At 67.5% G+C, this 26,136-nt stretch carries 17 protein-coding genes; 8 read left to right on the top strand and 9 right to left on the bottom strand.

Annotated elements, in window-relative coordinates; genetic code table 11:
* Nucleotides 1-8: 8 nt before the first annotated feature.
* From ABIE00_RS16915 to ABIE00_RS16950, 8 genes are all read right to left on the bottom strand, one after another.
* A complete protein-coding gene (locus ABIE00_RS16915) occupies nt 9-2,450 on the bottom strand; it encodes a transglutaminase TgpA family protein (protein WP_354261879.1) in 2,442 nt (813 codons plus the stop codon).
* Nucleotides 2,447-3,700 (bottom strand): DUF58 domain-containing protein, encoded by a 1,254-nt coding sequence (locus ABIE00_RS16920; protein ID WP_502914292.1) that lies wholly within the window; start codon nt 3,698-3,700, stop codon nt 2,447-2,449. Before ABIE00_RS16920 ends, ABIE00_RS16915 begins: the two co-directional genes overlap by 4 nt.
* An 82-nt stretch (nt 3,701-3,782) precedes the next feature.
* Nucleotides 3,783-4,754 (bottom strand): AAA family ATPase, encoded by a 972-nt coding sequence (locus ABIE00_RS16925; protein WP_354261880.1) that lies wholly within the window; start codon nt 4,752-4,754, stop codon nt 3,783-3,785.
* 79 nt (nt 4,755-4,833) lie between these two features.
* Complete coding sequence (locus ABIE00_RS16930; RefSeq protein ID WP_354261881.1) at nt 4,834-10,938, bottom strand: Ig-like domain-containing protein; 6,105 nt, start codon at nt 10,936-10,938, stop codon at nt 4,834-4,836.
* Between the two features lie 280 nt (nt 10,939-11,218).
* Nucleotides 11,219-12,409, bottom strand: coding sequence for an adenylate/guanylate cyclase domain-containing protein (locus tag ABIE00_RS16935; RefSeq protein WP_354261882.1), 1,191 nt, complete (start codon nt 12,407-12,409; stop codon nt 11,219-11,221).
* Nucleotides 12,399-12,998, bottom strand: coding sequence for a PH domain-containing protein (locus ABIE00_RS16940; protein WP_354261883.1), 600 nt, complete (start codon nt 12,996-12,998; stop codon nt 12,399-12,401). The genes ABIE00_RS16935 and ABIE00_RS16940 overlap by 11 nt, the downstream gene beginning before the upstream one ends.
* Nucleotides 12,991-14,007 carry a biotin--[acetyl-CoA-carboxylase] ligase gene (locus tag ABIE00_RS16945; protein ID WP_354261884.1) on the bottom strand — a complete coding sequence of 339 codons (1,017 nt, stop codon included), beginning with the start codon at nt 14,005-14,007 and terminating at the stop codon, nt 12,991-12,993. The genes ABIE00_RS16940 and ABIE00_RS16945 overlap by 8 nt, the downstream gene beginning before the upstream one ends.
* 60 nt (nt 14,008-14,067) lie before the next feature.
* On the bottom strand, nt 14,068-14,955 hold the full coding sequence (locus ABIE00_RS16950; protein ID WP_354261885.1) for an SDR family oxidoreductase: 888 nt from the start codon (nt 14,953-14,955) through the stop codon (nt 14,068-14,070).
* 231 nt (nt 14,956-15,186) lie between these two features.
* Here ABIE00_RS16950 and ABIE00_RS16955 point away from each other — a divergent pair, with 231 nt between their 5' ends.
* The 5 genes from ABIE00_RS16955 to ABIE00_RS16975 all read left to right on the top strand — a co-directional run bounded on the left by ABIE00_RS16955 (nt 15,187) and on the right by ABIE00_RS16975 (nt 21,203).
* On the top strand, nt 15,187-16,770 hold the full coding sequence (locus tag ABIE00_RS16955; protein ID WP_331573976.1) for an acyl-CoA carboxylase subunit beta: 1,584 nt from the start codon (nt 15,187-15,189) through the stop codon (nt 16,768-16,770).
* Nucleotides 16,767-16,994 carry an acyl-CoA carboxylase subunit epsilon gene (locus ABIE00_RS16960; protein WP_331573978.1) on the top strand — a complete coding sequence of 76 codons (228 nt, stop codon included), beginning with the start codon at nt 16,767-16,769 and terminating at the stop codon, nt 16,992-16,994. The genes ABIE00_RS16955 and ABIE00_RS16960 overlap by 4 nt, the downstream gene beginning before the upstream one ends.
* A gap of 49 nt (nt 16,995-17,043) precedes the next feature.
* Nucleotides 17,044-18,729: a DUF885 domain-containing protein gene (locus tag ABIE00_RS16965; protein WP_354261886.1), complete on the top strand. Its 1,686-nt coding sequence runs from the start codon at nt 17,044-17,046 to the stop codon at nt 18,727-18,729.
* A gap of 249 nt (nt 18,730-18,978) precedes the next feature.
* Nucleotides 18,979-20,379, top strand: coding sequence for a dicarboxylate/amino acid:cation symporter (locus ABIE00_RS16970; RefSeq protein ID WP_354261888.1), 1,401 nt, complete (start codon nt 18,979-18,981; stop codon nt 20,377-20,379).
* 119 nt (nt 20,380-20,498) lie between these two features.
* A complete protein-coding gene (locus tag ABIE00_RS16975) occupies nt 20,499-21,203 on the top strand; it encodes an alpha/beta fold hydrolase (RefSeq protein ID WP_354261889.1) in 705 nt (234 codons plus the stop codon).
* Between the two features lie 51 nt (nt 21,204-21,254).
* Here the strand turns inward: ABIE00_RS16975 and ABIE00_RS16980 are convergent, their stop codons facing one another.
* Nucleotides 21,255-21,824, bottom strand: a complete 570-nt coding sequence (locus tag ABIE00_RS16980; RefSeq protein ID WP_354261890.1) for a hypothetical protein — start codon at nt 21,822-21,824, stop codon at nt 21,255-21,257.
* A 246-nt stretch (nt 21,825-22,070) separates the two neighbouring features.
* Here ABIE00_RS16980 and ABIE00_RS16985 point away from each other — a divergent pair, with 246 nt between their 5' ends.
* The 3 genes from ABIE00_RS16985 (at nt 22,071) to ABIE00_RS16995 (ending at nt 26,127) form a co-directional block, all read left to right on the top strand.
* On the top strand, nt 22,071-22,799 hold the full coding sequence (locus tag ABIE00_RS16985) for a TetR/AcrR family transcriptional regulator (protein WP_354263401.1): 729 nt from the start codon (nt 22,071-22,073) through the stop codon (nt 22,797-22,799).
* Between the two features lies 1 nt (nt 22,800).
* Complete coding sequence (locus tag ABIE00_RS16990; RefSeq protein WP_354261891.1) at nt 22,801-25,356, top strand: MMPL family transporter; 2,556 nt, start codon at nt 22,801-22,803, stop codon at nt 25,354-25,356.
* Nucleotides 25,357-25,467: 111 nt separating this feature from the next.
* Complete coding sequence (locus ABIE00_RS16995; protein WP_354261892.1) at nt 25,468-26,127, top strand: Maf family protein; 660 nt, start codon at nt 25,468-25,470, stop codon at nt 26,125-26,127.
* The last annotated feature ends 9 nt before the right edge of the window (nt 26,128-26,136 follow it).

A 26,136-nucleotide genomic window follows, 5' to 3' on the forward strand; every position in this document is an offset into this window, starting at 1 on the left:
TGCACCGCTCACCGCCGGAACCCCCGTGCGGCCAAGGCAGTCCGGGCCTCAGCCAGCAGCGACCGCGGCGAGAACCGCGCCTGCTGCCTCCGCCAGAATCCAAGCGTTCCGGTCATCTCCTTGAGCGAGCCGTCCACGACGTCCCAGTACTCCAGCACCTCATCCTCACTGGGCTGGCCCGCCCCGAAGATGGAGGCGTCGGCCCGGTGCGCCAGCAGGGTTGTGGTGGTGCCGGTGGCGGGGAATGCTTCGGCGACTACCGCCGCCGTTTCGCGCCTGGTCGCACCGGGGTCCACGGCGGCACCCATGTCCGTTGCCAGGCTGAGGACCTCGTTCCAGCCGCCGCCGACGCGCCGGGCGGGATCGCCGCCGGTGAACCGCGCCTTCCGGCGCCGGGACTTGAGCAGGGCGATGAGCAGCAGCGGCAGGGCGAGAACGCCGACGGGAACCATGGCGATGCCGATGGCCGTCAGGATGGGACCCCAGAGCAGCCAGGGGTTGTTCTTCTTCTCGTCGGCGTCGAGCGCGTCGGGAGAGGAGTCCGGCGGCAGGTCGGCCGGTTCCTGCGGCGGTGGCGGCGGCTGCAGGACCTGGGGCTTGGGCTTGGACCTGTTTTCCGGATCGGGCGGGATGGGAATGTTGTCCTTGGGCGGCGTGGGGTCGAAGGCCACCCAGCCCATCCGGTCGAACGCCACCTCCACCCAGGCGTGCACGTCCTTGCCGAGGATCCTGATCTCCCCGGCGCCGTTCTCCGGGCTCTTCGGGTCCGGGTAGAAGCCCATGACCACGCGCGACGGGATGCCCAGGTGCCGCAGCATCAGGGACATCGCCACGGCATACTGCTCATCGTCGCCCAGCATCTGCTTGGCGGTCAGCAGGTCACGGATGCGCGCCGCGCCGTGCCCGGAGACGCTGGGGAGCTGTCCGTCGGCGATGAGCCCGTTGCTGAACGCGCCTTTCTTCTGGAAATACGCCTCGATCTGCCGGACCTGGTCCACGGCCGTCGGGGCATCCGCGGCCAGGTCATTGGCCTGGGCGCCCACCACGGGCGGCACGTCGGTGGGGTCGGGCAGGCTGACCTTGGCAAAGTCGTACTGAGTCAGTTGCCCGTGCTCGAGCTTCACCGGATCCGAGACCTGGACGGTGTAGGTATCACCCCGGGACAGGCCCTTGGTGGTCACGGCAGTGTCGGTTCCGGAGTTGAAGTACAGCCCCGAGGCAGCGGCGGACGAGCCCGGGCCGAAGCTGAGTCCGGTGGTCCTCCGGCCGCCCGGGACGAAGTAGCCCTGGTAGTCGTCAATGGTGATGTCCAGGCTGTAGTCGTCCGTCGGCACTGCATCGGTGGAGCCGGCCAGCGTGTTGATCGATTTCGCATCGCCCACCTTGCTGAAGCTGCCGGAGCCGTTGGGGTCCATCGTGTAGTTGGTGCCGTTGAAGGAATCGAGCGCGCCGAGCCGGACCCGCGCGTCCTTGGGCAGCCCCTTGACGGTGAACAGGGCGTCGTCCTTTTTGTCCTTGACGAAGTTGCGGAAGCTCGCCAGCGGCGTGACGTAGGCCTTGGGGTCGAAGGGCGGTACGACGACGTTGCGGAGGACGCGCCGCTCGTCACCGGCGGCGAGGAGCGGTGATACCGCCGCGGTGATTCCCACCGCCGCCGCCAGGACGGCGGCGCCGGCCGCCAGGCGGCGCATGCGCGCCTTCCCCGCCGTGCCGGCGTCGTGCTGGGGACGGTTCACCGACACCTTGTGGGTGTCGCGCCGGCGCAGGACGTCACGCCGGAAGGTGGCCCAGGCGATGCCCGCCACCGTCAGCGCGATGCCCCTTTCCACGGTCAGGAACCCGGCGTTGGTGCTAAAGGCGATGCCTGTGACGAACAGAACCAGGACCGGCAGCAGCGGCCAGTAGGGGCTCCGGATCCGCCAGGTCAGCACGCCGGCGGCAACTGCCGTGACGAGTGCGCTCAGGAAGGGGACGATCAGCACGCCGCCGGCGGTGCCCACGGGCACTCCAACGGTGAGCATGTCCTTCCACGAAAAGACGACGCCGAGCAACAGCGTCCGCAGCGATTCGAGGCTGGGGAGGAACCCGGCGACGGCGGCGTCGGGCACTGCCAGGGCCGTCCCCAGCAGCAGGTAGGCGCCGAAGGCCAAAGCCATGGTGATCAGGAGCCCCAGCCTGAAGTGTGCGTTTCCGGCAGCGATGGCCAGTCCCAGGATGATCCCGCCAACGCCGGCAACCAGGTAATGGGGGTCGCCGCCGAAGCTGAGGCTGAACCCCAGGACACCGAGCCCGAGCAGCGCGGTGAGGGCACCGCCATCGAGCACGAAATGCCACAAAGGCCGGCCGTCGGCGAAGGCGGAGCCGGCACCAGGCCGGCCTGAACGGCGGGCCCTGTCCGAACGGTCTTTCCGGTCTGGACGGCGGGGGCGGAGACCCGTGGCCTCACTCATGCTGCAGCCTTTCGCAGGACGGAGGGAAGGTCGGCGAGGTCACCGACCGTGAGCACGGTCAGGTCGCCGATGTTGGCGCGGGCGGGGGCGGAGCCAAGGTCCACGAGCACGGCAAGGCTCCGCACTCCGGGCGGCACCGACGCGGCGGCCGAGCGGAGCTGGGTGGGCGTCACTTGGCTGCCCACCACGAAGAAGACCACCGAGGCGTTTGGAACTGTGTCGGCAAGCGTGCGGGCGAGGTCGACGGCGGTCTTCCGCAGCGGGGTGCCGACGATCCGGGTCATGTCGTCCAGCATGTTCCGGCCGGTCTCGCAGCGCAGGGGGCCGGACTGGGTCAGGACATCCAGTTCGCGCTGTTCACGGATGGCCTGCCGGCCGATCGACGCGGCTGCCGATATGGCCAGCTCGAATTCCTCTTCGGACGCGTACTCGTCCGTATTGGTGGACAGCGAAATGGCCAGGTGGGCGCGGCGGGTTTCCTCGAACTGGCGGACCATGAGTTTGTTGGTCCGGGCGGTGGTTTTCCAGTGGATGTGCCGCCGGTCGTCCCCCGGGACGTAGTCGCGCAGCGCGTGGAAGGACACGTCCGCGCTGGACAGCTCGGTGGTGGGCATGCCCTCAAGGTCGCGGATGAACCCGGCCGCGGAACCGGCCAGCGCCACCGTGCGGGGGTGGACGTAGAGGTCCTCCGGTTCGGTCCAGAGCACCTGCCGGCGGAGCAGGTGCAGCGGATCGGCCCGGACGGAGCGCACCGGACCCACAACGATGACCGCCCTGCGGGCCGTGGGGATGGTGAAGAGATCCTCGTGCACCTGCTGCGGCTTCATCCGCGGAAGGTGGAAGACGGCCGTCGCCGCCCCGACGGGCAGTTCAAGGTCAGCGGGCAGGAGCGGCCGGGCCGACGTGTTGGACACGGCGATGCTTCCGACGGCGCTGTCCCCCACAGCCACCCTGGTCCGGGCCAGGTCGAGCACCACGCCGTAGGAGGACCGGCCCAGGATGAACCCGACGGCGATGACGAAGAGCACCAGCGCCGCAATGGCTGCCGCTTTGGCCTCCTGCCAGCCGAAGGCGTTTCCGGCCGCCCACAGAAGAACCGCGGCGGCCAGCACGGACCAGCCAAGAACGCTGACCACGGCCAGGACAGGGCGAACACGGCGGCCCCACACGCCGTCGGCCATCCGCCAGGCCGGACCAAGCGCCAGGCGCGCGGTGCTGCCGGCGTCCGACCACACCCGTAGCTTCGGCATCCGGACCGTAGGCAGCTGCACACTGGGCAGTTGCACCTTAGGCAGCCGCGCCTTAAACCGCTGCACTTTGGACGGCCGCACCCTAGACGGCGGCGCGCTGCTGCGGCGCCGCGACATCGGCCAGGACACGCCCCAGGACGGCTTCGGCCGTGGCCCCGGAGAACTCGGCCTCGGGGTCCATGACAAAACGGTGGGTCCAGACGACGGCCGCGAGGTCCTTGATGTCGTCCGGCAGGACGAAGTTGCGTCCCTGGCTCGCGGCCCAGACCTTCGCCGCCCGGACCATGGCGAGGGCGCCGCGCACCGACACACCCAGGCGGGTCTCGGGAGCGTTGCGGGTCTCCTCGCAAAGCCGGGAGATGTACTCCAGCACCGCGGTGTCGACGTGCGTCGTGGCGGCCAGGTCCGCCATGTCGGCCACGGCCTGCGTGGTGATGACCGGCTGCAGGTCCCGGGAGCGGTCCTTGAGGTTGGTGCCGCCCAGGAGCTGGACGGTGGAGGCGTGGTCCGGGTACCCGATGGAGGTCTTGATCAGGAAGCGGTCCAGCTGCGCCTCGGGCAGCCGGTAGGTGCCGGCCTGCTCGATCGGGTTCTGGGTGGCCAGCACCATGAACGGGCGGCCGGCTTCGTAGGTGGTGCCGTCCACGGTGACGCGGGACTCCTCCATGACTTCCAGCAGCGCGGACTGCGTCTTGGGCGAGGCCCGGTTGATCTCGTCGGCAAGGACGATGTTGCTGAAGATCGGTCCCTTGTGGAATTCGAACCGCTGGGTCTTCTGGTCGTAGATGGTCACGCCGGTGACGTCCGAGGGCAGCAGGTCAGGGGTGAACTGGATTCGGCTGTTGGAGCCCTGGACCGTGGCTGCGAGGGCCCGGGCCAGGGAGGTCTTGCCGGTGCCGGGGGCGTCTTCGAAGAGGACATGGCCTTCGGCGAGCATCGCGGTGAAGGTCAGGCGGATGACGTGGGCTTTGCCCAGGACGGCCTGGCCCACATTGGCGACGAGCTTCTCGAACGTCCCTGCAAACCAGTCGGCCTGCTCGCTAGTCATTGTCATGGTTGTTCCTCTTCTGTGTTATTCCAGGCATGTTCGTCCTCAGCAGGGCGCGGCTCGGCAACCTCACCGCAGTCAATTTTCAGCACTGGCCCACGCCCGGCCCGCGGATGTCCACCGTGGTGCCCTTGACGTACCAGCCCTTGTGCGGCCCGCCGTCCATCAGATACCAGCGGGTTCCGTTGTTGTAAATTTCGGACCAGCAGGTGGTGGGAATCCAGCCGTCGGAGTAGGACACCCAGTTGGCGTCGCTGCCGCCGCAGCTGCGCGTCGCGGCGTTGTACCGGTCGGGGACACCGGGCTTGCCCGGGCAGCTGTTGTTGTCGGACTGCTTGACCCTGACCTCAGTCAATGGTGGAGTCGGATCAGCACCGGAGGTGGCGACTGCAGAACCCGGCTGACCGCAGTCCTTGTCGCCGTCGGTTCCGTTGCACGCACGGACCTGAAGTGTGTGCCTTTGGTTCCAGCCTCCGGCATTGCGGCTGTATTGCCGGTCAAGACCCACGGACCTGAATCCAGTGCCATCAAAGTTGACCTCGTACCTGTTGATGACCCGTCCATTATCATTCGGCCTGTTCCAGGTCCAGTGAACCTGAGTGTCTCCCTTGACAGAATTTTCACCGGAAACCGACGGAGAAGCGGGCTGACCGTAGGGAACACCGGAGCCGATTATCTTGCCATCACCTGAAATGTTGTTCTTGGTGGAGTAGGCAATGATGTTTACCGTGACCTTCTTCCCGTTCGGCTGCCCGTAGATGGTACCGCCGGGGGCCGTGATGGGGCCCGATCCGTACGCCGTGGACCAGCGGTAGCGAATCTCTGATGCTTCCGACCCGTTCCGCTGGGCCTGGGTCAGTGGAGTAAAGGCGACCTTCAGCTGCCCCGTGCTTCCCGCCGGCCATACGCTCCCGCCGTTTACCGTACCAGGCTTGCCGGCAGCCCGGATGGGAGCGGACTGTGCACTGGTTCCGGACGTCCCGGCCTTGTTAGTGGCCGAGACGGTGAACGTGTAGTCCGTCTCGGAGTTGGGCACAGTAACGTTCAGGGAGGTCCCCGACGCTACTTGCTGGCTCTTGAGCACTGTCCCTGCGCGCAGTGTGGTGAGTGTGTATGAGGAAACGGCGTCTCCATTGTTGTTCGGCGCCGCCCAGCTCACCTGCAGCTGGCTTTGGTTGTCCACCGGCTGGGCACCTGCAACCCTGGGTGCTGCAGGCGCTACCGGGACGCCAGCCGGCACCTCGGCCGCGGAGTAGGTGCTCCATTCCGACGGGTCCTTGGCATCGTTCCGGGCGAGGACGCGCACCTTGTAGGCCACGCCGTTGGTGAGCCCCTTCCAGACGTAGCTGGTGGATGTCAGGTTCTGGATTTGCGGGTTCTGGCCGCTGGGGGCCGGCGAGATTTCCAGATCGTACGACTTGACCGGCGACCCCTTGCTGGCCGGCGCCTTCCAGGCGACGGCGAGCTGCTTGTCGCCGAACTTCAGCGACGGAGCGAGCGGCATCTCGGGTTTGACGTCGGGCCGGACCTCGGCCGAAGCCGGTGAACGGCCGGACTCGCCGAATTCGTTCGTCGCGGTCACCTGGAAGTGGTATTTCGTGTTGTTGACCAGGTTGTTCAGGGTGCACGAGTTGGCCGGGCAGTCCTGCTTGTAGCCGCCTTCGCCGTACACCGTGTACGTCGTGATCGGCGACCCCCGGTCAGCGGGAGCCGTCCAGTTCAGCAGCGCAGTCCGGTCACCGACGCTTTGTGCCTGCGGCGTGGTGGGCGCCAGCGGCTTGTCCTTCACCGTGAGCCGGATGCGGGCGGTGGCGTACCGGGACGAGTCCTCGGTCTTGTCCCCCACCGTGTAGGACACGATCAGGGTGCCGGAGAACCCGGCCGACGGCGTGACCGTCACCGAGTCGCCGCTGATGGCGGCAGTGCCCTGGCCTGTTTCGGTGGCGACGCCGATGATCTTCAGCGCGGTGTCCGGGAACGGGTTGGCATCGTTCGCCAGCACCTTGACCGTCACCGGCTTGCCGGCCGCGGCGTTTTCTTCCACGTCGTCGTTGGCGACAGGCTTGGCCCGGTTGGTTGCCGTCACCGCGAGCCGGAACGTGGCAGTCGATTCAAGGCCGCGCGGGTCTTTGGCCTTCACCTGCACGGCGCCTCCGTCGCCTGTCCGCGCGCCATCCTTGGCGGAGACCTTGAGTGAGGCGCCGTCGATGGCCACGTTGAAGCCCTGGGGTACCGCGCCGGCGATCTCGTACTTCATGTTCGCGGCGTCGTCCCCGTCCGGGTCCGTCGTCAGCTTCGCGAGGTCTGCCGAGGCGGAGTCGCCCAGCGGAACATCCACCGAGGCGCCGAGCAGCACGGGCGGGTTGTTCCGGTTGGGGTCGGGAAGCACCTTTGTGCGGATGCTCAAAGTGGACTTGAGTCCGGCGGCGTCGTCAGGGCCGGTACCGTCCGTCACTTCGAAGGTGATGGACCCGGGCCCCACATAGTCCCTGTCCGCCGTGTACCGGACGGCGGTGCCGCTGCCGGCCACCGGGTTGCTGCCGTCCGCACCGATGAGTTTGATCCGGTCGGTCTGGGTCAGCCGGGGCGTGCGGCCGTCCCGCACCTTGACCCACTCGGCAAGGTCGGCAGTCACGGACTGGCCCGCGACCACTTCGAGGACCTCGTCCTTGGCAAGGGTGGGAACCTGCTGGCCGAGGCCCGGTACCCAGATGATCGCCGTCGACTTCTGGCCGTCCACGTCCTCAACGGTGTAGGGCACCAGCTGCGGCTGCTCGGTCAGCTCGATGATCATGTTGCCGTCCGGCCCCGGGCGCGCGGTCTCCGCGGTGCTGCTGACTTTCAGGTTCTCGCCGACGCCGTCAGGGTCCTCGTCGTTCTTGAGGACGGGGACGTCGACGGCGGTCTTGCCGAGTGTCTGCGCGGAGGTCACCCGGTCATCCCGGGCGATCGGTGCCTGCAGCGGAACGTTGCTGTCCACCATCATCCGGATGGCCGCCTGCGCGGAGGCTCCGCGGTCGTCGGCCACCGTGTAGCGGACGTTGACGGTGCCCTCGGTGGCCGGTGCCTGGAGCAGGATGCGGCCGCTTTGCTTGCTGACCGTGGCCTTCAGTGCGGCATCGGCTTCGATGCCGTCGGTGAGGATCCGGATCAGGTCGCCGTCCGGGTCGGTGTCGTTGCCTGCTGCGTCGACGGCGATCTGCCGTCCGGGCCGGACCTTGACCTGGTCGTCCACGGGGGTGGGTTTCTGGTTGGTGTCGCCGCGGGGTGCGATGCCCACTGTGACGGTGCCGGTGTTCACGGCGCCCTGGCGGTCCACCACCTTGTAGCGGAAGGTGTCGGTTCCTGCGCCGTTTCCGGCCGCGACGAAGTCGATGAAGTTGCTGCCCGCCGTCGCGGTGCCCATGCCGGGCGTGCTGTCGATGCCGGTCAGCTGGACGGAGTCGCCGTCGGGGTCGATGCCGTCCAGCGGCACGGGGATGCGCACCGTGCCGGCGGCCACCACCCGGGCTGTCAGGTTCTTGGGCTGCGGCCGGGAGTTCTCGGCCCCCTCCAGCGGCAGGATGTGGATGGTGACGGCGGCGGCGCTCTTCTGGCCCTGCGGGTCCACGGCGTTGTAGATGGCGCGCACGGTCTTGGGCTGGCTGCCGGCGATGAACCGAAGCGTGTTTTCGGAGACGAAGCTCTTGCCGTCCTCCGCCGGAACGGTCTGAGGCAGGACCGGGTCAACAGTCAGCTTCTCGCCCTGCGGGTGGGTGTCGTTGTCCAGGACCGGGATGGTCACGACGTCGTTGACGCGGACGTTGACCTCGTCGGGCTTGGGCTGTGGCGCCTCCACGAGGGCGGGGGCGGGAACGGGCACCACCGAGACGCTTCCCGTGGCGGACGACGTGCCGTTGGACATGGTGTAGCGGAACAGGAAGGGGTCCTTGGTGCCGGCGATGTCGGTGATCCGCAGGACGCTGTGGTCGATCACGCTGACCGATGCCGTGGCGTTCTCCGGCACCGCGACGGACTGCAGGACCAGGACGCCGCCGGACGGGTCGGAGTCGTTGGCCAGCGGATCCAGCAGCACGCTGCCGCCCACCGGCAGGAGCGCCACGTCGTGGACGGCGACGGGATTTCCGGTGTCCTTGCCGGATTCCACATCCACCCGGATGAGGCCCTGGCTGCTTTGCGGCCCGTTGCTGGCGAGGTACGTCAGGTAGACGGGCCCCGGGGTGCGGCTGCGGAAGGTGAAGGTGCCGCCGTCGGTGACCGGGCCCAGTTCTGCGGCTCCGCTGGCTTCCACCTGGGCGAGGCGCAAGGCGCCGCCGTTGGGATCGACGTCGTTCTTCAAGGGTGCGATGACCAGGTCCTGGCCCACCACGGCCGTGACGTGGTCGGCGTTAACCACGGGAGCGAGTGCTCCCGGCGGCTGGACGTTGACCACCACCTTGCCCGTGGTGGTGGCGCGGCCGTCCCAGACGGTCACGGTGACGCTCTTCTTGCCGGCCGAGGCCCCGGAGTCCTGGTAGGTGAGCAGGCCGTCGCGGCGGACCTTGACCTGGTCCTGTTCGTTGTCCGCGGTGGCCGACATCAGGACGAGGTCGTCGCCGTCGGGATCGGCCCAGTCGGTGAGGATGTTCTGGCTGACGGTCTTGCCCTGCTCCACGAGGAGCGTGGTAGGGTCGCCGCGCTTGAAGGCCGGGGGCCGGTTCTCGTCCGGTCCGACGACGTTCAGGCTCACCTTGCCGCCGGCGGACAGGCCGCGGCCGTCCGCCGCGGTGTAGTCGAAGGTCTCCGTCCCCGGCGCGGCGTCGGCCGGCACCGTGATCTGGAAGGCGGACCCGCCGTAAATGCTCTCGATGCTGCCGGCCTGCGGGCCTTCCGCACCGAGCGATGCGGTCAGCACATCGCCGTCGGGGTCGGAGTCGTTGTCGAGGACGCTCAGGACCGTGGTGCGCCCCGGCCGGACGCCGACGGCGTCGGGTTTCGTTTCGGGGGGACGGTTCGGTTTGGTGCGGTCCGGCAGGACGTTGATGGTGTTGTCGTCGGCGGATTCCTCATTGGGGTCGTCAGCCTGGTTCTTGGGCGGGACAACGTCGTCCCAGTTGTTGACCAGCTGCATGTTCTGGTTCACCAGCCACACGTTTCCCGAGTTCACGTCGTTGAGGACCACAAGGTCCCGGTTAACGCGGAATACGTAATTGGGCGACGCACTGGCCTTGGGCACGGCCACGTTCTTGTTGTCTGCGTTGTTCGTGCAGTCCCGGACGTACTTGTTGGCCCCGGACCATGCCGCGTGCACGCAGCCGCCCAGCTGCACCGGCGCCGCCGGGACCCCCTGGCCGCCGAAGGCCACCGTCTTGGCGGAGGAGCCGTTCAGCGGCTGCTTGAGGAGTGCCTTGCTGGTGGCCACAGCCACGTAGTCCGACGCCGGGCCCGACTGTTGGAGCTTCGCCTCCCGACCGTCGGCCAGCGGCACCTCGCGGCCGCCGGGCAGGAACAGTTTTCCGGCGGCTGAGTCCAGGACCACAGGCTGGTCCCCCACGACGGAGAGCTGGAGGTCCCCGGCGCCTTTCAGCCCGTCCCACGTGCTGGACTCGGCGTGGGTCGGTGCCCCCGCGGCGTCCACCGTGGTCACAGTCACCTGTCCCGACTTCGGGTCCGCGGAATAGATGCGGTCATCGGGGCCGACGGCAGACACCAGGCCCTGGGAACCCTTCACGGCCGGCTCGCTGGACTCCTCGTCGAACGCGTTCACGGTTGACGGCGACATCGCCCACATCTTGCCGTCGGACGGGTCGGTGACCGAGATGACGTCGGCGCCGAAGCTCACCTGCGCTGTGCCGGGAAGCTTCTTGTCGCCGCCCAAGCGCATGTTGGCGGCGGACACCTGGTTCAGCGTGGAGCCGGATTCGTCGTCGACGAACACCTTGCCGGCATTCTGCAGGACATCAAACGTGGTGCTGGCCGGTGTCACGGCACCGTCGAGCACCCGCGACGGATAGTTGAGCCGGCCGACGGCGTTACGGGCCTTGCTGACCACCCAGACGCCGCCGTCGTTAAGGTCAACCTCCGTTGTCTTGAACCCCGGGTAGATCACGGCACCGGCCACCAGCGCTGCGGCGGCAGCGGAAAAGACGGTACCGGTGACGATCTTGTTGCGGCGTTTCCTCAGCCCCAGCTTGCCGAACAAAGTTGACACAGCGTTATTATTCCCCTGAAATCACAGCCGCCTGAGCGCGGCTTACTAGCCCCTGATGTTCATCACGGGCCGGTGACATTCCGCCACTCCCCCATAGAGACGCCGGAACAATTTTCGAGTCTCGACTATTACATGGGCGCTGGCGGCTTGTCCAAGAACAGCCCTGCGGCCGTCCGTTACCCCGCCAGCCTACCCGCGGAGCCCGGTCCGGGCGATGGGGAGGACTGCCCACGCCGGCCTGATTGGCCGGACCTGGGCCGGGAGCGCAAATCCAACCGCTTTAGTCCACCACCAGGCCCCTGCCCCGTCCCCTCGCGAGGGTGACCGGCTGGATCTCGCCGAATCCCCGGACGTTCTCCACGTCCTGGGGAATGAGCACGAAGCGCTCGTCCTGGTCCAGCGCCGACGCCGTCATCGAGTCCACCAGCACGGTCCCCGGATCAGCCAGCGTAGTGAGGCGCGCGGCAAGGTTGACGGTGGGGCCGTAGATGTCGCCCAGGCGGGAGAGGATGCGTCCCCAGACCATGGCAACGCGTGCCTCGGGCAGGATCTCATCCCGGGTGAAGGCCTCTGCCAGGGCGAGGGATATTTCGGCGCCGGCTGCAGGTGTCTCGGCGATGTAGAGGACTTCGTCGCCCACGGTTTTCACCAGCCGGCCACCGCCCACCGAGATGATCTCGGCGCATTTGTTCTCGAACCGCTGCACCAGCTTGGCCAGGGTTTTCTCATTCATCCGGCGGGACAGGCTCGTGTAGGACACCAGGTCGGCGAAGCCCACGGCGCGCGCCAGGGGAAGCGGCGCGTCGTCCTCGTCGCCCTCGCGGCCTTCCTCACTTGCCTGCAGGCCGGCTTCGGCCCGGACGGCGAGCCGCTGCACACCGGCGTTGAGCTGGCGCCGCCAGGAGTAGACGAGCATCTCCTCGAGCGGGTCCACCAGCGCGGGCAGCTCATGGACCAGGCGTTTGCGGGCCTGGGCGTCCGTGAGCCCCTGTTCGTGGACCATGTCCTCAACCAGGGCCTCGATCTGCCACACCACCATGCGGTCGGTCATCTGGCCGATGGCGCGCGTCACCGAGATGGCGGCCTCCTCGGTAAGCTTTCCGGCCCGGACCATGCCCACAGCCGTGGACAGGGCAGCCTGGTCCCGTTCCGTGAAGGCGACGTCATCGTCACCCCAGTTGGGGAAGCCCAGTGCCCGCCACAGTTTGCGCGCCGAGAGCAGCGACAGGCCCACGCCGGCGGCCACCTCGCGGCGGCGCAGCTTGCGTTCGCCACCCAGAAGCCGCGCTTCGAGGGCTTTGGCTGCGATTCGTTCCGCGGACATTGTGCCGGTGGCCGGATTTTCGACGACGGCGTCCGTCACCTCCCGGTGGCCGTTGTCCTGCGCGCCGGGCTGGCCTGCGCCGGTCCCAAGCGTGCCGGCCTCCTGCGTGCCTGTCTCCTGGCCGCCGCGCTGATCCTCATCGTTCATCTCTTCCACCTTCTCTCACATCCCGCGGAAACCGGGCGTCGGACCCATCCGGCGCCTGACCCAATCCAAATGGTTCCTCGTCCGGAAGCTCGTCAAGGGCGTCCAGCAGGAACCTGTGGAAGGTGGCAACTTCCGGGACATCCTTCAGCACGGTGCCGAAATGGTGCCCGGCATCCAAGGATATATTCCCCGAACGCAACATCCGCTGGAGCATCGTCTGGCTGATTGTGACATTACGCACTGAGACCAGGAAAACCTGCCGGTCCCGGCGGCGCAGCATGCCGTGGCGCGCCAGGACCCGCTGGCTGGTCAGGAAGTACCGGGTGGACTGCCACCGCAGCAGCCGCGGCAGGCAGTACCCCACCAGGATCCACAGACCGGCAAGCACGCAGCCGGCCACCGCCCAAAACGTCGCTTCCCCGGTGATGGCGGGGGCCAGCGCGGACAGGCCGCCGCGGATGATCCATGCGCTGGCAAACGCAGCAAGAGCGGGCACCACAATGAAAACCACCGCCGGGATGAACAGCACCCTCGGCTGCGGGCGGGTCATCACAATGACCTGCTCGCCCGGGAGGAGTTCCTTACGCATAACCGCTTTCGCCGGACCCCTGTTTGTCAGAGCTGTCTTTTGCAGAGCTGTGCGTCCCAGTGCTGTGCTTGCCAGGGTCCTGCGGCGACCACGGCCGCAGGTGGACGACGTCCCCCGCAGTCACCACGTGCTCGTGGGCGGAGGCATCCACCACCAGCAGGGAGCCCGAGTCATCAAGCCGGGACGCGTGACCGATGATCTCGTGGTCGCCGGGAAGCTGGGCACGGACCTGCTGGCCCAGGGTGACCATCGCGGTTTCGACGCGCTTGTGCAGTGAAGGCCCGCCGGCCAGGCCGGCGGTAGCATCGCCGTCGGCATTGCAGAAGCTGCGGTAAAGCGTGCAAAAACGGGAGAGGTAGCTCTTCAGCAGCGCGGTACGGTCCACCGTTTCGGCACCCTGCAGCTGGACGGACGTGGCAGTCGGCACCGGCAGTTCGTCCTCGGTGAGCGTGACGTTCAGCCCGGTACCCAGGATGACGGGCGGCACCGAGCCGTCACCCATGGGGCCGAGCTGGGCGAGGATGCCGGCGATTTTCCCGCCCCGCACCAGGACGTCGTTCGGCCACTTCAGGTCAGCGGGAATTCGGGCCGTCTCATCCAGCGCGTCGCGCAGCGCGACGGCGGCCAGGAGGGACAGCCAGGAGTAGGTCTGCGTGGACAGGGGCCGGCCGTCAGCATTGACGGGCCGCAGCACCAGGGAGACCAGGACCGAGCTGCGGGCCGGCGCTTCCCAGGCCCGGTCGAGGCGGCCCCGGGCGGCCGTCTGGTGCTCCGCCGTCAGGACTGCCAGGTCGGGCCACGCCTTGGGATCCGCGGTCACGGCCTGCAGCAGGTCGGCATTGGTGGACCCGGTCGTGTCCACCACCGTCAGCTGCGCGATGCCGGTGGCGGCGAGGAAGTTGGCGTCGGACAGGGCTTCCCGGTCCAGGGCCGGCCGCTCGGGCGCGCCCTTCGCTTCGGTCAGGTTCTCCTGCGGTCCACGGCTATCGTCAGGGCGTGCGGCATCCATAGTTGAATCCTAGCGACTCGCCGGGCCGCCCGGCCGGGATAGCCCGTGGTCGGAGCAGGCTCACAGGAAGATGTCAGGGACCAGGTCAGCTTCCGCGGCCCCCAGGCTGTAGGGACGGAAATCGGTGACGCCGGCGGCCGCCAGGACCTGCTCGTCGGTGTAGAAGTTGCCCGTGGCGAGGCGGCCCGCCTTGGTCCCAGCCCCGGTGAGCACGGCATGGGCCGCGTCGGCCATGATCTCGGGGCCGCGGGCAGCCCGCACCATCGATTCGCCGCCGGCCATGTTCCGGATGGCGGCCGTGTCGATCAGCGTCCGCGGCCACAGCGAGTTGACGCAAATGCCGTCGCCCCTGAGCTCCTCGGCCAGGCCCAGCGTGGTCAGGCTCATGCCGTACTTGGCAATGGTGTACGCCAGGTGCCGGCCCGCCCACTTCGGGTCGAGGTTGAGCGGCGGCGAGAGCGTAAGGATGTGGCCGCCGGATGATTTGCGCAGAGCTGGAAGGGCCAGCTTGGACAACAGGAAGGTGCCGCGGACGTTGATGTCCTGCATGAGGTCGTAGCGCTTCATGTCCACGGCGTCCGTCGGCGAGAGGTCGATTGCGGAGGCGTTGTTGATGACCACGTCGATTGCGCCAAAGCGGCCGACGGCGGCGTCCACAGCACGCGCGACGTCGTCGTCGTTCCGGACGTCTCCCACCAGCGGCAGGGCCCTGCCGCCGGCGGCCTCCAGTTCTTCGGCAGCGCTGTAGACGGTACCTTCAAGCTTGGCGTGCGGCTCTCCGGTCTTCGCGAGCAGCACCACGTTGGCGCCGTCGCGCGCTGCCCGCCGGGCGATGGCCAGGCCGATGCCCCGGCTGCCGCCGGACATCAGGATGGTCCTGCCCTGCAGGCTGCCGGTGGCCCGGTAGGGCGTGGCAGGAACGGGGTAAGCGTCGTTGCTCGAAGTCATAAGGACACTCTAGCGGCAATTTGTTACCCGCCAGTAACATCGGCAGTTCCGTCGGCGCCACGGACGAAAATTGTAGGAACCCTACAGCGGTCCCGGAAATATGCGTCACTAGACTAGCCATCAGGGCTTTGGATTTGTACGGATGCTACTTAAGCCGGCAACCAGCGCCCCCGTCACGCTGCCACAGCAGAAACAGCTACAGCACAACAGCTACAGAGCCGGAGACACTTCATGAGCCACGATCTGACCACGACGGCGGGAAAGATTGCCGATTTCCGCGACCGCCAGGCCCGTGCTGAGCAGCCTTCCGGCCCTGAAGCCATCGAGAAGCAGCATGCGCGCGGCAAGAACACCGCCCGCGAGCGCATCGACCTGCTCGTGGACGAAGGCTCCTTCGTGGAGTTCGACGCCCTGGCGGTCCACCGCTCCACCGCCTTCGGCATGGAGAAGAAGAAGCCGCTGGGTGACGGCGTCGTGTCGGGTTATGGCACCGTGGACGGCCGGCTCGTGGCACTCTACAGCCAGGACTTCAGCGTCTACGGCGGCTCCCTGAGCCAGGTCAACGGCGAAAAGATCGTGAAGGTCCAGGAATTCGCGCTCCGCAACGGCTGCCCGGTGGTGGGCATCAACGACGGCGGCGGAGCCAGGATCCAGGAGGGTGTCGCCTCACTGGCGATGTTCGCGGACATCTTCCGCAACAACGTCCACGCCTCCGGTGTTGTACCCCAGATCTCCCTCATCATGGGCCCGTGCGCCGGCGGCGCTGCCTACTCCCCCGCACTGACCGACTACGTGGTCATGGTGGACAAGACCTCCCACATGTTCATCACCGGCCCGGACGTCATCAAGACCGTCACCGGCGAGGATGTGGACATGGAGACCCTCGGCGGCGCCCGGCAGCACAACGCCACCACCGGCACCTCCACCTACCTGGCCTCCGACGAAGCCGACGCCATCGAATTCGTCCGGGAACTGCTGGACTTCCTGCCCTCCAACAACCTCTCCGAGGCGCCGGTACAGGAGCACCAGCAGGAACTGGAGCTCGACGAGGACGACCTCACCCTTGACACCCTGATCCCGGACTCCGCCAACCAGCCCTACGACATGCGCAAGGTCATCGAACAGATCGTCGATGACGCCCACTTCCTGGAGATGCAGTCGCTGTATGCCCCGAACGTGATCATCGGCTACGGCCGCGTCGAAGGCCACACCGTGGGGATCGTCGCCAACCAGCCGCTCCAGTTCGCCGGCACGCTGGACATCTCGGCCTCCGAAAAGGCGGCCCGCTTCGTCCGCCACTGCGACGCATTCAACATTCCGATCATCACCCTCGTGGACGTTCCGGGATTCCTGCCGGGCAAGGACCAGGAGTTCCAGGGCATCATCCGCCGCGGCGCCAAGCTCCTGTATGCCTATGCCGAAGCCACCGTGCCCAAGCTGACCGTGATTACCCGGAAGGCCTACGGCGGTGCCTACATCGTGATGGGTTCCAAGAAGCTCGGAGCCGACCTGAACCTCGCCTGGCCAACTGCCCAGATCGGTGTGATGGGCGCGCAGGGCGCCGTTAACATCCTTTACCGGCGCGACCTCGCGGCCGTCGCCGAGGCCGGGGGCGACGTCGAGGCCAAGCGCGCCGACGTGATCCGGCAGTACGAGGAAGAGCTGCTCAACCCGTACCAGGCGGCACAGCTGGGCTACGTTGACGCCGTCATCGCCCCCTCGGACACGCGGCTGCAGATCATCAAGGGGTTGCGGGCGCTGCGCGACAAGCGTGCGAGCCTGCCCACCAAGAAGCACGGGAACATCCCGCTGTGACCGCCCAGAATCCGGCGGCCGGGCCAGCGGAGACCCTGTTTTCCGTCACCAAGGGCGAACCGACGCCCGAGGAGCTGGCGGCGCTTACCGCCGTCGTACTTTCCCTGGGTTCCGCCTCGGCGGCCCGCCCGGAGAAGCCAAGCATCCGGCAGTGGATGCGCCGGCAGCAGCTGCGGCTGGAGCCGACGCCGGGCCCGGGCGCCTGGAAGCGGAGCCGGGGCTGAAAATTCAGTAAGTCTTTCATAACCGGAAACCCGCGGTTAGTCTCGTGGGGTGACTACTGAATCTGCCGCCCAAGCGCGCCCCCGGACCGCCATCGATGCCGTCGCCGACGCCCACACCGACACGCTCCTCGCCCTGGATCCAAGCCTGGCCACCACGCTCGGCATCCCGGGGCACGACACGGAGTTCCAGGACTTTTCCCCTGCCGGGCTCGGCAGGTTCGCTGCGGCGGAACGGAAGACCCTGGATGCGCTGGAGGGTCTGGAACCCGTTGACGACGTCGACGCCGTTACCCTCGATGCCCTGCGCGAACGCCTTGGCCTCCAGCTGGAGATCCACGATTCCGGCTGGAATCTCGCCGAGCTGAACAACATCGACTGCCCGGCGCAGAACATCCGGTCGATCTTCGACCTCATGCCCACGGACACCGAGGAGCACTGGGCCAACATCGCCGGCCGCACGCACAGCGTGCCAGCGGCCATCAGTGGCTACATCGAGTCCCTGCGGACTGCCAAGGACAACGGCAAGATCTCGGCCCGGCGCCAGGTGTCGATTGTGATCGAGCAGACCACCAAATACGCCGCGGAGGACGGCTTCTTCGCCAAGCTCGCCGCCGACGCCAGGACAGCGGACGGCCCGCTGCCGGCGGAACTGCAGGAGAAGCTCGACGCCGGTGCTGCCGCCGCCCGGGCGGCCTACACCGGACTGGCCGCGTTCCTGCGGGAGGAACTGCTGCCCGTCGCACCGGAGAAGGACGCCGTGGGCCGGGAACGCTACGCCCTGGCCTCGAGGGTGTTCCTTGGCGCCGCCGTCGACCTCGAGGAAACCTACGCGTGGGGCGTTGAGGAACTCGAGCGCATCATTGCCACGCAGGAATACGTGGCCGGGCAGATCAAGCCGGGCGCCTCCATCGCGGAGGCCAAGGAGATCCTCAACAGCGATCCCGCCCGCCGGCTCAAGGGAACGGATGCCCTGACGGCGTGGATGCAGGAGCTCTCCGACCGCGCCGTCTCCGACCTTGCAGGCGTACACTTCGAGATTCCCGACGTCATGAAGACGCTGGAATGCCGGATCGCGCCCACCGACGAGGGCGGCATCTACTACACCGGCCCGTCGGACGACTTCAGCCGGCCCGGTCGCATGTGGTGGTCAGTGCCCGCCGGCGAGGACACGTTCACCACCTGGGCCGAGACCACCACCGTGTTCCACGAGGGCGTGCCCGGCCACCACCTGCAGGTGGCCACCGCGGTCTACCGGCGCGAACTGCTCAACAGCTGGCGGCGCAACGTCTGCTGGACCTCGGGGCACGGCGAGGGCTGGGCCCTGTACGCGGAGAAGCTCATGGAGGAACTGGGCTACCTCAAGGATCCGGGCGACCACATGGGCATGCTGGACATGCAGCGCATGCGGGCTGCCCGGGTGGTATTCGACATCGGCGTCCACCTGAAACTCGACGTTCCTGCACGCTGGGGAACGGGCACCTGGACGCCGGCGAAGGGCTTCGACTTCCTCAAGGCCAACCTGGACATCAGCGAGGGCAACCTGCAGTTCGAGTTCGCCCGCTACCTCGGCTGGCCGGGCCAGGCCCCGTCCTACAAGGTGGGCCAGCGGCTGTGGGAGCAGATCCGCGCGGAACTCGAAGCCCGGCCGGAGTTCGACCTCAAGGCCTTCCACACGAAGGCGCTCAACATCGGTTCCGTAGGCCTCGACACCCTCAAGCGCGCCATGCTCGACTGACCCGCACCCCGGAATCCGAGATTTTTTGTCCAGATATCGCGGTGTGAAAGGCCCTCCAAGCCGCGATATCTGGACAAAAACCCGCCGGTCAGGGCGAGATGTTTGCCACACACGCCACGGGAATAACTTCATAAAACACCGGTCCTGCGCCGATTTACCGGGCATCCGGGCTATCACTGGCTTATATGACTGCGTAATATTTCTCAATATCCACTGGAAGCTGTATTTTATGCGGCCTAGTTTGTTGTGGTGAGCAATCAAACTTCATCCACGGCCGGGCCTTCCGGCTTCCAGCTGCCCCGGTGGGCAGGTTCCTTCGGCGTCCAGATCGTTGCGGCCCTGATCGTCGGGCTGGGCCTTGGCCTGCTGGCCAAGTACACCGGCAGCACCAAGACGAATCCCAACGGGCTGGGTGCCACACTGCAGACCGTCGGCTCCAGCTACGTGTCGCTGCTGCAGACCGCCGTCGTGCCGCTGATCTTCACCGCCGTGGTGAGCTCCATTTCCAATCTGCGCGAGGTCTCCAACGCCGCGCGGCTCGCATGGAACACGCTGCTGTGGTTTGCCATCACGTCGCTGGTCGCCGTGCTGATCGGCATCGGCCTGGGCGTGCTCCTGCAGCCGGGCGCCAACACCGGAATCTCCGGCGACGCGGAGTACGACGGCAAGCAGGGCGACTGGTGGGCGTTCCTCATCGGCCTGTTCCCCAAGAACTTCCTCGGCCTTGGTGCCAGCTCCACGGTTTCGGACTCCGGTGCCGTCACCACCTCCGTCAGCTTCAACGTCCTGCAGATCCTGGTGATCGCGATCGCCGTCGGGGTTGCCGCCCTCAAGGTGGGCAAGCAGGCCGAGCCGTTCCTCGCCCTCAACGCCTCTGCGTTGGCTGTCATCCAGAAGGTCCTGTGGTGGATCATCCGCATCGCACCGCTTGGCACCGTGGGCCTGATCGGCAACGCTGTGGCCGTCTACGGCTGGGACACCATCGGCTCGCTGGGCAAGTTCACCGTCGCCATCTACATCGGCCTGGCACTGGTGCTGTTCGGCGTCTACCCGGTCCTGGTCCGCAGCCACGGCCTGTCCGTCAGGCAGTACTTCTCCGGCGCATGGCCGGCCATCCAGCTGGCCTTCGTTTCCCGTTCCTCCATCGGCACGCTGCCGCTGACCCAGCGCGTCACCGAGCGCAACCTCGGTGTTCCGCGGGGCTACGCCTCCTTCGCCGTTCCGCTGGGCGCCACCACCAAGATGGACGGCTGCGCTGCGATCTACCCGGCCGTCGCCGCGATTTTCGTGGCCCAGTTCTTCGGCATCCAGCTCGGCTTCAGCCAGTACCTGCTGATTGCGCTGGTCTCCGTCCTCGGTTCTGCTGCCACGGCGGGAACCACCGGCGCCGTCGTCATGCTGACCCTGACCCTCTCCACGCTGGGACTGCCGCTGGCCGGCGTCGGACTCCTGCTGGCCATCGACCCCATCCTGGACATGGGCCGCACGGCCGTGAACGTCGCCGGCCAGGCACTCGTGCCCACGATCGTGGCCAAGCGGCAAGGGATCCTCGACGAAACCCTCTACAACGCACCGCGCACCGGGGAGGCCTTCCGCGAGGAAGAGGCCCCCGCCGCCGTCGAGCGTGAACTGGCTGGGTCGAAGGCCTGACTTTTCTTTGATTGCGTGCCCCGGGAGTACACCCCGGGGCACGCCCGTTTAAGTCTGGCTGCCCAACTCCGGCCGCCGAAATGGGCCCGGGCGGCAGGGAGCAAGGGTAGGGTACCGGCATGGACATCATTCTGGTTCCCGGTTTCTGGCTCGATGGTTCATCGTGGTCCGGCGTCACTCCCGCGCTTGTGGAGGCCGGCCACCAGATCCATGCACTGACCCTCCCGGGGCTCGAGGCAAAGGACGCCAAGCGTTCCGGCATCGGGCTCCGCGACCATATCAACGCAGTGGTGGAAGCCATTGACGGGATTGAGGGCCCGCTGGTCCTCGTCGGCCATTCCGGTGGCGGCGCCATCATCCACGGCGCCGTGGACGAGCGCCCGGACCGCGTCGTCCGGGCGGTCTACGTGGACAGCGGACCACTCGGCGAGGGCGGCGTCATCAATGATGAACTGCCGGCCGACGGAGATGAGATCCCCCTTCCTTCCTGGGACGTGTTCGACGACGCCGACCTCACCGACCTTGACGACGGCCTGAGGGAAGCATTCCGTGAACGGTCCATCCCGCAGCCAAAGGCCGTGGCCTGCGACAGGCAGCACCTTCACGATGTGCGCCGCTACGACGTCCCTGCCACGGTGATCGCCTGCGAGTTCCCGTCCTCATTGCTGACTGAGTGGATGGACGCCGGGCACCCTTACGTTGAGGAGCTCGCCCGCATCCGCGATGTGGAACTGGTGGACCTGCCCACCGGGCACTGGCCCCAATTCACCAAGCCTGCGGAACTCGGAGCGGCAATCCTCGCCGCCGTCGACCGGACAAGCTGACAGGCCGCCCGCACGCTGGATCCGGCGGGTAGTTCGTCCAGCCTGGCGATGCTACCGGCCGCCGATCACACCTTTTTCCACGGCCTTCGTAACGGCATCAGCTTCGGCCTGGGTGAGCGTGCCGTCCTTCACCGCCCGATCAAGCCGGCCCTTCAGTGCTGCCGCACGGTCGGCCTGCGCCTGGGTACGGAGTTCCTCGAGCGCGGCCTTGACCTTGGCTTCATCAATGCCCAGTGACTTGGCCAGCGAGGCTGCCAGCGCCGCCTCCCTGGCTGCCTTGTCCGGTCTGGCCCCGTTGGTGCGGGGGCCGTTCGGATGGTTTGCCTGGCGGAATGTCCGCAGGGCGTCTTCCAGCTTGGCCTGATCCACGCCCAGCTTGGCCGCGAGCGCCGCGACGTCCCCCTTGAGGACCCCGTGACCGCGTCCATATCCATGACCGTGCCCGTGCCGGCCGCTATCGAAACGGGGCGCGTCGGTGGGACCGCTGGATGGGCTGCTTGATGTGGGGGTAGGCGCGGGAGTCCCTGTTGTTGTGGCTGCCATTCCGGTGACACCGAATCCGGTGCCCAGTGCCAAGGCAGTCGCGCCCAGTCCGAGAGCCACTTTCTTTGAACGCTCCATGGTCCGCTCCTCGATCCGCCGGCCTTGAGGCATCTTTGCCGCCGTGCCGGCTACGACAACAGGATGCACCCTCCTCCTCAAGAACTGCTTTTGTCCGGCTGTGAAGACGCTGTGAATTTTGCCGCCCAAGCCGCGAGCCACTTCCACCAGTTGCGCAGAGTGCAAAGTTGCACGTAGTGTAACTGAGTGCCCACTTCCACTTCCTCCCCGACCCCTCTACCCGCGCCTGTCCCTGGTGACGCCGAGGTGCCCGTCTCCCGGCGCGAGCTGAATAAGGCCGCCACCAGACAGGCAATAACCGGCTCAACACTCGCGCTGCTGCGGCAGCACGGCCCCGGAAACTTCACGGTCGAGGACATTGCCGAGGCGGCCGACATCTCCCGCCGGACCTTCTTCAACTACTTCAGCAGCACGGAAGCCGCCATCGCGTCGGTGACCCACGGCTTCCTGGACAGCGCCCTCGAACAGTTCCGCCGGCGTCCCGCTGACGAACCCATCCTCGAGTCCGCCCGCGCCGCCCTGGTTGCTCTGGCAGATCCCATGACAGTGGCCCCCCTGGCCGAACTGTTCGGACTGACCCAGGGCAACCCGCTGATGGCGCGCTCCGAACTCGAGGCGTGGGACCACTGCACCGAGCAGATCGTTGCCGCTGCCCGCGAGCGTTCCGCGCGGATCCCCGGAACTGAACAGGACCCCGGCACTGAGCAGGACGCGGGCACTGAACAGGGACCCGGTACGGACCAGGACGAGCTCTACGTCCGGGCCCTCGCCGGCTCGGTCGTCTCCTGCGGCAAGGCGGCCATGGACGTCTGGTTCCGCCGCTGCGGACCCGACCTCTCCCCCAAGTCGCTGGCCATCCTCCGCCAGCTGCTCATCGATTCGATGGGCCTGCTCGGTTCCGGCTTCGCATGGCCGCCGGCGGATCCGAAGAAGTCTTCCGCCAAATCCTCCACCCGCAACGCAGAACGGTCCTGACATGGCACTTCTCCTGTACCGCCTTGGCAAGTTTTCCTACCGTCACCGCTGGCTCGTCATTTCCCTCTGGCTGGCGGTCCTGCTGGCAGTCGGCGGCGCGGCGGCAGCCTTTCACGGCACGCTGTCCAACAACTTCCAGATTCCCGGCACAGAAACCCAGCGGATGGCGGACAGGCTCCAGAAGGAGCTGCCCGCGTCATCCGGCGGGTCGGCCGGGGTGGTCTTCCAGGCAAAAGGCGCCCGGTTCAGCCAGGCCGGCAGGGACGCGGTGTCCGCTGCCCTGACCAAGCTTGAGTCCCTTCCGGACGTCCGGGGAACCGTCGACCCGTTCGCCACACAGGCCCAGCTGGACCAGGCGGCCAAGGATCTGGCCGGCGGCGAAGCCAAGGCAGCCGCGGGCAAGGCCCAGCTGGACAAGGCCGCCGCCGAACTGGCCGCCGGCAAGGAACAGCTGGCCGCGGCCGAGGCGCAGATGACCGCGGCCGGGCTCCCGGCGTCAGCCATCGAGGCCCAGCTGGGCCAGCAGAAAGCCCAGCTGGCCGCCGGTCAGTCAAAGCTCGACGCCGGAACCAAGGCACTGGAGGCAGGTGACGCGAGGCTGGCACTGGCCAAGCGCCAGGTCGAAGCGTCGCAGGGTTTGCGTTTCGTCTCGGAGGACGGCAAGGCTGCAATTGCCCAGGTCCAGTTCAGGACCTCCATCAACGGGCTGGACCCCAAGGTGCGCCAGGAAGTCCAGGACATCGTGCAGGAGGTCTCCACGGCCGGGGTTACCGCACTGCCCAGCAAGGAGATCAGCGAGGACGTCTCCGAGATCTTCGGCGTGGCCGAGATCATCGGCATCGCCGTGGCGGCACTGGTCCTGATCATCATGCTCGGCACCCTCGCCGCCGCCGGGCTGCCGCTGCTGATGGCCGTGATCGGCGTGGCGGTGGGCGTCGGCGGCACCATGGCGCTGAGCAGCCTCATCGATATGAGTTCCATTTCGCCGATGCTCGCCCTCATGTTGGGCCTCGCCGTCGGGATTGACTACTCGCTGTTCATCGTAAACCGCCACCGCGGGCAGCTGCTGGCAGGCATGGACGCCGAGGAGTCCGTGGCCCGTGCCACCGGGACCTCCGGCAATGCCGTGCTCTTTGCCGGCCTGACGGTCATCATCGCCCTCGCGGCGCTGGTGGTTCCGGGGCTGCCCTTCCTGGGAGTCATGGGCGTTTCCGCGGCGGGGACCGTTGCTGTCGCCGTCCTCGTCGCCCTGACACTGACCCCGGCCATCCTCTCCCTGGTGGGTACGAGGCTGATCTCCGGGCGGGCATGGGCCAAGGCGCAGAGGCACAACGCCGACCCCAACAGTGCGGCCGAGGACCGCGCCAAGGACGAGCACCGCAATAGCCACGGCTGGGGCGGCCTCGTCACCCGGCACCCGGTGCTGGCCATGCTGGCCGGGGTCCTGGTGCTGGGCAGCATGGCCCTGCCCGCCGCCCAGCTGCGGCTCGCCCTGCCCGACGGCGGCTCCGAACCTGTCGATTCCCAGGCTTTCAAGGCCTATGACGCCACCAGGCGCAGCTTCGGCGAAGGCATGACCGGACCGATCATCGTGGTGGGCGACTTCCCGGATGGCCTCAGCGAGACCGAAGCAACGGCCAAGCAGCTGGACGTCGCGGACATCCTGCGGGAGACGGAGAACGTCACCGCCGCCATTCCGGTGGCACTGAGCCAGGACCGCGGGACCGCGGTGTTCCAGGTCATCCCGAAGGAGGGGCCGGCAAGCGCGAGCACCGTCAACGTGGTGTCCGGCATCCGCGCCGAGCGCGCCAAAATCGCGGACTCCACCGGGGTCAGCATCGGACTCACCGGCCAGACGGCAGGCAACATCGACGTGTCCTCGAAGCTGGGCGAGGCGCTGCCGTCGTACCTGGCCATCGTGGTTGGGCTGTCGCTGGTCCTGCTGCTGCTGGTGTTCCGCTCCATCGTGGTGCCGCTGCTGGCGACCGGCGGCTTCCTGCTGTCGCTGGCGGCCGCCTTCGGCGCGGTGGTGGCGGTCTACCAGTGGGGCTGGCTGGGCGCGGTGTTCGGCGTCGAAAACCCCGGCGCCGTGCTGAGCTTCCTGCCGATCATCCTGATCGGCGTGCTATTCGGCCTGGCCATGGACTACCAGGTGTTCATCGCCTCGGGCATGCGTGAATCCTTCATGCACGGCGAGTCCGCGAAGCATGCCGTCCGCTCCGGCTTCAGCCACGCTTCCGCGGTGGTCACAGCCGCCGCGATCATCATGGTCAGCGTCTTCGCGGGCTTCATCTTCTCGCACCTGAATATGGTCCGGCCGCTCGGCTTTGCGATGGCGTTCGGAGTGCTGGTTGACGCCTTCGTGGTGCGCATGACGATCGTCCCGGCGGTCATGTACCTCCTCGGCAGGAAGGCCTGGTGGCTGCCGCGCTGGCTGGACCGCATCCTGCCGGATGTCGACGTCGAAGGGGCGAAGCTCAGCAAGTCTGCCCCGGCAACCGCAGCCGAGCCCGACGCCGAACCGGATGCCGAGCCCGCGGAGGCGGGCGCCCGGTAGGAGGTTCCCGCCGGCCAAAGCAACGCGAGGTCACTTAGCGCCCATAAATGCCCTCCGATTGGGCCGTAAGTGACCCCGCGTTGCTTCGCTGGGATGAATTAGGCTGGATCCGTGACCCGCCTCATTCTTGCCTCGCAGTCCCCCGCCCGCACCAAGCTCCTGACTGAGGCCGGCATCGAACACGAGGTCCTCGTGTCCGACGTCGACGAGGAGGCCGTGCAGGAACGCTACGGCGTCACCGATCCGCACGACACCGCCCTGCTCCTGGCCCGCGCCAAGGCGGAGGCCGTCGCCTCGCTTCCGGAAGCCGAAGGGGCCCTGGTGCTCGGCTGCGATTCGGTTTTTGAGTTCGACGGCGAGTCGCACGGCAAGCCGTACACCGTAGACGTGGCCCGCCAGCGGATGCTGCGGATGAGCGGCAGCAGCGGGATCCTGCACACCGGCCACTGGCTGGTGGACTGCCGGGACACCGACGAAGACGGCGGCTCCGGGGCCACACTGGGCAGCGTCGCCTCCGCGGAGGTGCATTTCATGGAGATGCAGCTCGCAGAGATCGACGCCTACATCGCCACCGGCGAACCGCTCCACTGCGCCGGCTCCTTCACGATCGACGGCCTGGGCGGCGCTTTCATCCGGAAAGTCGACGGCGACCCGCACGCCGTCGTCGGATTGTCGGTATCCACCCTGCGCTCTCTGCTGGCCCAGGCGAACGTGAGCATCACCGAGTTCTGGCAGGACCTGCCCGACTCGGCAAATCCCGGTGAGTTGTAGCTTCCCTAC

The sequence above is a fragment of the Arthrobacter sp. OAP107 genome, assembly GCF_040546765.1.
Classification (GTDB): Bacteria; Actinomycetota; Actinomycetes; order Actinomycetales; family Micrococcaceae; genus Arthrobacter.

Bases quoted from the DNA above. Each gene is read 5' to 3' on its own strand.
- ABIE00_RS16950 (WP_354261885.1), bottom strand. From the start codon at position 14,955: ATGACTTCGAGCAACGACGCTTACCCCGTTCCTGCCACGCCCTACCGG.
- ABIE00_RS16955 (WP_331573976.1), top strand. From the start codon at position 15,187: ATGAGCCACGATCTGACCACGACGGCGGGAAAGATTGCCGATTTCCGC.
- ABIE00_RS16945 (WP_354261884.1), bottom strand. From the start codon at position 14,007: ATGGATGCCGCACGCCCTGACGATAGCCGTGGACCGCAGGAGAACCTG.
- ABIE00_RS16990 (WP_354261891.1), top strand. From the start codon at position 22,801: ATGGCACTTCTCCTGTACCGCCTTGGCAAGTTTTCCTACCGTCACCGC.
- ABIE00_RS16935 (WP_354261882.1), bottom strand. From the start codon at position 12,409: ATGAACGATGAGGATCAGCGCGGCGGCCAGGAGACAGGCACGCAGGAG.
- ABIE00_RS16940 (WP_354261883.1), bottom strand. From the start codon at position 12,998: ATGCGTAAGGAACTCCTCCCGGGCGAGCAGGTCATTGTGATGACCCGC.
- ABIE00_RS16980 (WP_354261890.1), bottom strand. From the start codon at position 21,824: ATGGAGCGTTCAAAGAAAGTGGCTCTCGGACTGGGCGCGACTGCCTTG.
- ABIE00_RS16925 (WP_354261880.1), bottom strand. From the start codon at position 4,754: ATGACAATGACTAGCGAGCAGGCCGACTGGTTTGCAGGGACGTTCGAG.
- ABIE00_RS16920 (WP_502914292.1), bottom strand. From the start codon at position 3,700: ATGCCGAAGCTACGGGTGTGGTCGGACGCCGGCAGCACCGCGCGCCTG.
- ABIE00_RS16915 (WP_354261879.1), bottom strand. From the start codon at position 2,450: ATGAGTGAGGCCACGGGTCTCCGCCCCCGCCGTCCAGACCGGAAAGAC.
- ABIE00_RS16975 (WP_354261889.1), top strand. From the start codon at position 20,499: ATGGACATCATTCTGGTTCCCGGTTTCTGGCTCGATGGTTCATCGTGG.